This window comes from Streptomyces sp. NPDC004788 (assembly GCF_053601115.1).
The window spans coordinates 1-5,895 of the sequence record NZ_JBSGBF010000178.1; the positions used below are offsets into that span (position 1 = coordinate 1).

The 5,895-nt window shown below is 71.5% G+C and carries 6 protein-coding genes; 5 read left to right on the plus strand and 1 reads right to left on the minus strand.

The window, feature by feature from the left end; all coding sequences use genetic code 11:
* Nucleotides 1-146: 146 nt before the first annotated feature.
* Nucleotides 147-818, minus strand: a complete 672-nt coding sequence (locus ACWEJX_RS37135; RefSeq protein ID WP_451611821.1) for a pirin family protein — start codon at nucleotides 816-818, stop codon at nucleotides 147-149.
* A 134-nt stretch (nucleotides 819-952) separates the two neighbouring features.
* On the opposite strand from ACWEJX_RS37135, the gene fasR reads away from it, so the two are divergent.
* From fasR to fabF, 5 genes are all read left to right on the plus strand, one after another.
* Nucleotides 953-2,134 carry a fatty acid biosynthesis transcriptional regulator FasR gene (fasR, locus tag ACWEJX_RS37140; RefSeq protein ID WP_403793252.1) on the plus strand — a complete coding sequence of 394 codons (1,182 nt, stop codon included), beginning with the start codon at nucleotides 953-955 and terminating at the stop codon, nucleotides 2,132-2,134.
* Nucleotides 2,135-2,223: 89 nt separating this feature from the next.
* The gene (locus ACWEJX_RS37145; protein ID WP_451611822.1) at nucleotides 2,224-3,156 is read left to right on the plus strand and encodes an ACP S-malonyltransferase; all 933 of its coding nucleotides are present in this window, start codon (nucleotides 2,224-2,226) and stop codon (nucleotides 3,154-3,156) included.
* 18 nt (nucleotides 3,157-3,174) lie between these two features.
* Nucleotides 3,175-4,176, plus strand: coding sequence for a beta-ketoacyl-ACP synthase 3 (locus ACWEJX_RS37150; RefSeq protein ID WP_451611823.1), 1,002 nt, complete (start codon nucleotides 3,175-3,177; stop codon nucleotides 4,174-4,176).
* A 57-nt stretch (nucleotides 4,177-4,233) separates the two neighbouring features.
* Nucleotides 4,234-4,482: an acyl carrier protein gene (locus ACWEJX_RS37155; protein ID WP_451611824.1), complete on the plus strand. Its 249-nt coding sequence runs from the start codon at nucleotides 4,234-4,236 to the stop codon at nucleotides 4,480-4,482.
* A 94-nt stretch (nucleotides 4,483-4,576) separates the two neighbouring features.
* Nucleotides 4,577-5,839 carry a beta-ketoacyl-ACP synthase II gene (gene fabF, locus ACWEJX_RS37160; RefSeq protein WP_451611825.1) on the plus strand — a complete coding sequence of 421 codons (1,263 nt, stop codon included), beginning with the start codon at nucleotides 4,577-4,579 and terminating at the stop codon, nucleotides 5,837-5,839.
* Nucleotides 5,840-5,895 lie beyond the last annotated feature (56 nt).

A 5,895-nucleotide genomic window follows, 5' to 3' on the forward strand; every position in this document is an offset into this window, starting at 1 on the left:
CGCAAGGCGGAGGAGGGAGTCCATGCGGAGCATCGGCGACCGACGACAACGCGGCGAGGCGCGGTGCCAGGCGTCGCGAGCCCGGCATGATCGGCAAGACACCCCCTAGGGCCCCTCCAGGCCGTCGTCCGCGCCGGACCGTCCGCCTAGCCGCCCGCAGCGCCGCTCCGCATGTCCCACACCAGGACCTCCGCGTCCCCCGTCGCGAGCAGCGCGAGGTCCTTCTCTCCCTCGGCGCGCGCCGCGTCCCCCGCCGCCAGCTCCTCGCCCGCCAGCCGGACCGTGCCGCGCACCACGTGCACGTACAGCAGGTCCGCGTCCGGCAGCGCCGCCCGCTCGCCCGTCTCCAGGCGGCGCACGTGCAGCATCGCGCCCGCCGCCGGCAGGGCGTACGGGGTGGCGTCGGCGATGCCGCGGACGACGTCGTACGACGGCTCCCCGCCGGGCTCGGCCGGCGCCAGCCACATCTGGACGAAGACGAGCGGCTCGGTGCCGTCGTTGCGCTCCACGTGCCGCACCCCGGCGGCCGCGCTCAGGTGTTGGAGGTCACCGCGCCCGACGACCGTGGCGTGGCCCGTCGAGTCGCGGTGGGTCAGCTCGCCCTCGACCACCCACGTGACGATCTCGGTGTGGCTGTGCGGGTGCTCGTCGAAGCCGGCGCCCGGCGCGAGACGCTCCTCGTTGCAGGCGATCAACGCCCCGAAGCGCAGGTTGTCGGGGTCGTAGTGCGAACCGAAGGAGAAGGCGTGCCGGGTGTCGATGCCGGCCTCGGGGTCGCCGCCCGGGTAGCGCTCGCCGTCGCGCTGGATGCGTATCACGGCGCCCACGGTAACCGTCCGGGGCCCGCGCGCCCCGCGAAACCGTCCCGACTGCGACCCGACTGCGACCCGACTCCGTCCTGACGCAGCCCCGCCCCCGCACGTCGCCGTCCCGATAAGGCAGTCTTGTCCCCGTGTCTGAACCCGTGAACGCCGCTCACCCGCATGCCGCGACCCTGAAGCGCCTCGAACAGTCCTCCGGGCGGCTCGCCGCCAACGCCATTGCCCGCATGGACGAGTCGCTGCCGTGGTACCGGGCGATGCCGCCCGAGAACCGGTCGTGGATCGGTCTGGTCGCGCAGGCCGGTATCGCCGCGTTCACGGAGTGGTTCCGGCACCCGGAGACCCCGCAGGCGATCTCCACCGACGTCTTCGGCACGGCACCGCGCGAACTGACCCGGGCGATCACGCTGCGCCAGACCGTGGAGATGGTGCGGACCACGATCGAGGTCATGGAGGCCGCGATCGAGGAGGTCGCGGCGCCGGGCGACGAGAGCGTGCTGCGCGAGGCGCTGCTCGTGTACGCGCGGGAGATCGCCTTCGCGACCGCCCAGGTGTACGCGCAGGCGGCGGAGGCGCGCGGCGCCTGGGACGCCCGGCTCGAGTCCCTGGTCGTGAACGCGGTGCTGTCCGGCGAGGCCGACGAGGGCGCCGTGTCCCGCGCCGCCGCGCTCGGCTGGAACTCTCCGGAGCACGTCTGCGTGGTCCTCGGCACCGCCCCGGACGGCGACTCCGAGCTGACGGTGGAGGCGATCCGCCGCGCCGCCCGGCACGCCAAGCTCCAGGTGCTCACCGGCGTCCTCGGCGACCGTCTGGTCGTCATCGCGGGCGGCAACGACAACCCGCTGGCCGTGGCGAAGGCGCTGATCGGCCCGTACGCCGCAGGCCCGGTCGTCGCCGGCCCCGTCGTGCCCGACCTGCTGGCCGCGACCCGGTCCGCGCAGGCCGCCGCGGCCGGTCTGAAGGCCGCTTCGGCGTGGCAGGACGCCCCGCGGCCGGTCCTCGCGGATGATCTCCTCCCGGAGCGCGCGATCGCCTCCGACCCTTCGGCGCGCGAGCAGTTGGTGGAGGAGATCTACAGACCGCTGGAGGAAGCGGGTTCGGCGCTGCTCGAAACGCTGAGTGTCTACCTGGAGCAGGCGAGCAGTCTGGAGGGTGCGGCCCGGATGCTCTTCGTACACCCGAACACCGTGCGCTACCGGCTTCGACGTGTGACCGACGTCACCGGATGGTCACCCTCCGACGTCCGCTCGGCGTTCACTCTGCGGATCGCGCTGATTCTGGGGCGCTTGGCCGACGCAGATACGCAGTCCTAGACTTTTGTCGAACACCAACAATTCCCCCGACGGTTCTTCGTCCTTGTCCCCACGGGCGTCAGGGACCGTCCCCAAGAGAGAGTGTGAGGGTGCTCGTACTCGTCGCTCCCGGCCAAGGCGCCCAGACGCCCGGCTTCCTGACTCCCTGGCTCGAACTCCCCGGTGCCGCCGACCGCGTCGCGGCCTGGTCCGACGCCATCGGGCTCGACCTTGCCCACTACGGCACGAAGGCGGACGCGGACGAGATCCGCGACACCGCCGTGGCCCAGCCGCTGCTCGTCGCGGCCGGCCTCCTGTCCGCCGCCGCCCTCGGTGACGTGACGCCCGGCGCCGTCGCCGGTCACAGCGTCGGCGAGATCACCGCGGCCGCGTTCGCGGGCGTCCTCGACGACATCGCCGCGCTGCGTCTCGTACGCACCCGTGGTCTGGCGATGGCCGAGGCCGCCGCGATCACGCAGACCGGCATGTCGGCGCTGCTCGGCGGCGACCCCGAGGTGACCGTCCCGCACCTCGAGAAGCTCGGCCTGACCCCGGCGAACGTGAACGGCGCCGGCCAGATCGTCGCCGCCGGCACCATGGAACAGCTGGCTGCCCTGGAGGCGGACAAGCCCGAGGGCGTCCGCCGCGTCGTGGCCCTGAAGGTCGCCGGCGCGTTCCACACGCACCACATGGCCCCCGCGGTGGCGAAGCTGGAGGAGGCGGCGAAGGAGCTGTCCCCGGCCGCCCCGAACACGCGCTACGTCTCCAACAAGGACGGCCAGGTCGTGACCACCGGCGCGGAGGTCATCGCGCGCCTGGTCGGCCAGGTCGCCAACCCGGTCCGCTGGGACCTGTGCATGGAGACCTTCAAGGAGCTCGGTGTCACCGGCCTCGTCGAGGTGTGCCCCGGCGGCACCCTGACCGGTCTCGCCAAGCGCGCCCTGCCCGGTGTCCCCACCGTGGCGCTCAAGACCCCCGACGACCTCGACGCAGCCCGCACGCTTATCGCAGAGTCGACGTCCACTGACACGGCCACGGCCTGACAAGGAGTGTCGAGAAGCATGGCGAAGATCCAGCCCAGCAAGGGTCACCCCTACGCGCGCATCATGGGCGTCGGCGGCTACCGCCCGACCCGTGTGGTGCCCAACGAGGTGATCCTGGAGAAGATCGACTCGTCCGACGAGTGGATCCGCTCCCGCTCCGGCATCGCGACCCGCCACTGGGCGTCGCCCGAGGAGACCGTCACTGCGATGTCGGTGGAGGCCGCGGGCAAGGCCATCGCCGACGCCGGGATCACTCCCGAGCAGATCGGCGCGGTCGTCGTCTCCACGGTCTCGCACTTCAAGCAGACCCCGGCGGTGGCCACCGAGATCGCGGACAAGATCGGCGCCGGCAAGCCGGCCGCCTTCGACATCTCCGCCGGCTGCGCGGGCTTCGGCTACGGTCTGACCCTCGCCAAGGGCATGATCGTCGAGGGTTCGGCGGAGTACGTCCTCGTCATCGGCGTGGAGCGGCTCAGCGACCTGACGGATCTGGAGGACCGCGCGACGGCCTTCCTGTTCGGCGACGGCGCCGGTGCCGTGGTCGTCGGCCCCTCGCCGGAGCCGCACATCGGCCCCACCGTGTGGGGTTCCGAGGGCGACAAGTCCGAGACCATCAAGCAGACCGTGCCGTGGAACGACTACCGCGACGGCTCCGTGGAGCGGTTCCCGGCCATCACGCAGGAGGGCCAGGCGGTGTTCCGCTGGGCCGTCTTCGAGATGGCGAAGGTCGCCCAGCAGGCACTGGACGCCGCCGGCATCTCGGCGGACGACCTGGACGTCTTCATCCCGCACCAGGCCAACATGCGGATCATCGACTCGATGGTGAAGACGCTCAAGCTGCCGGAGCACGTCACGGTCGCCCGTGACGTGGAGACCACCGGCAACACCTCGGCCGCCTCGATCCCGCTCGCGATGGAGCGGCTCCTGGCGACCGGCAAGGCCAAGAGCGGCGATACGGCGCTCATCATCGGCTTCGGGGCGGGTCTCGTCTTCGCCGCGACGGTCGTTACTCTCCCCTAGGCACTCCGGATCATCCGGAAGCCCTTTTCTACAGAACACACCAGAAGGAGCGCCACCATGGCCTTCACCCAGGACGAGATCGTCAAGGGCCTCGCCGAGATCGTGAACGAGATCGCCGGTATCCCGGTCGAGGACGTCCAGATCGACAAGTCCTTCACCGACGACCTGGACGTCGACTCCCTGTCCATGGTCGAGGTCGTCGTGGCCGCCGAAGAGCGCTTCGACGTCAAGATCCCCGACGAGGACGTCAAGGGTCTCCGCACCGTCGGTGACGCCACCAACTACATCCTCGAGCACCAGGCCTGATTCGGCCCCAGCCGGACCTGGTCCGGCTGAACCGGTTCGCCACCCGGCGGTGGCGCCGTTTTTCGACCATCACACACATGGAGAAAGAATTCCTGTGAGCTCGACCAATCGCACCGTGGTCGTCACCGGTATCGGCGCAACCACTCCGCTGGGTGGCGACTCCGCTTCCACGTGGGAGGGCCTCCTCGCGGGCCGCTCCGGCGTGAAGCCCCTGGAGGGCGAGCGCTTCGCTGAGCTGCCCGTCCGGATCGCCGCGCTCGCCGCGGTGGACCCCTCCGAGGTGCTCCCCCGGCCGCTGGCCCGCAAGCTGGACCGCTCGGCGCAGTTCGCGCTGATCGCGGCCCGCGAGGCGTGGGCCGACGCCGGCTACACCGCCCCGGCCGGTGAGGACGAGAAGATCGCGCCCGAGCGGCTCGGCTCCGTCATCGCCTCCGGCATCGGCGGCGTCACCACGCTGCTCGACCAGTACGACGTGCTGAAGGAGTCCGGCGTCCGCCGCGTCTCCCCGCACACCGTGCCGATGCTCATGCCCAACAGCCCCTCCGCCAACGTCGGCCTCGAGGTGAACGCCCGGGCGGGCGTGCACACCCCGGTCTCCGCGTGCGCGTCGGGTGCCGAGGCCATCGGCTACGCCATCGAGATGATCCGCACCGGCCGTGCCGACGTGGTCGTCGCCGGTGGCACCGAGGCGGCGATCCACCCGCTGCCGATCGCGGCCTTCGCCAACATGATGGCGATGTCCAAGAACAACGACGAGCCCCAGAAGGCCTCCCGTCCCTACGACAAGGGCCGTGACGGCTTCATCCTCGGCGAGGGCGCGGGCGTCGTCGTGCTCGAGTCCGAGGAGTTCGCCAAGGCGCGCGGCGCGAAGATCTACTGCGAGGCGCTGGGCCAGGGCCTGTCCGCCGACAGCCACCACATCGCGCAGCCCGAGCCGACCGGCCGCGGCATCGCCGCCGCGCTGCAGAACCTGCTCGACGACACGGACCTGAAGCCGTCCGAGGTCGTGCACCTCAACGCCCACGCCACGTCGACCCCGCAGGGCGACGTCGCCGAGATCAAGGCGCTGCGCAAGGTCCTGGGCGACGACCTGGACCACGTCGCGGTCTCCGCGACCAAGTCGATGACCGGCCACCTGCTCGGCGGCGCCGGCGGCATCGAGACCGTCGCCACCGTCCTCGCGCTGCACAACCGCGTCGCCCCGCCGACGATCAACGTCGACGACCTGGACCCGGAGGTCGAGGCCGACATCGTCCGCGACACCCCGCGCGAGCTGCCGCAGGGCACGATCGCCGCGATCAACAACTCGTTCGGTTTCGGCGGCCACAACGTGGTGCTGGCCTTCCGCACGGTCTGATCCGACGTCACGCACATCGAAGGCCCCCTGCCGGAACGTCCCGGCAGGGGGCCTTC

Excerpts from the sequence above, each read along its gene's own strand:
- ACWEJX_RS37155 (WP_451611824.1), top strand. The coding sequence starts at position 4,234 with ATGGCCTTCACCCAGGACGAGATCGTCAAGGGCCTCGCCGAGATCGTG.
- ACWEJX_RS37150 (WP_451611823.1), top strand. The coding sequence starts at position 3,175 with ATGGCGAAGATCCAGCCCAGCAAGGGTCACCCCTACGCGCGCATCATG.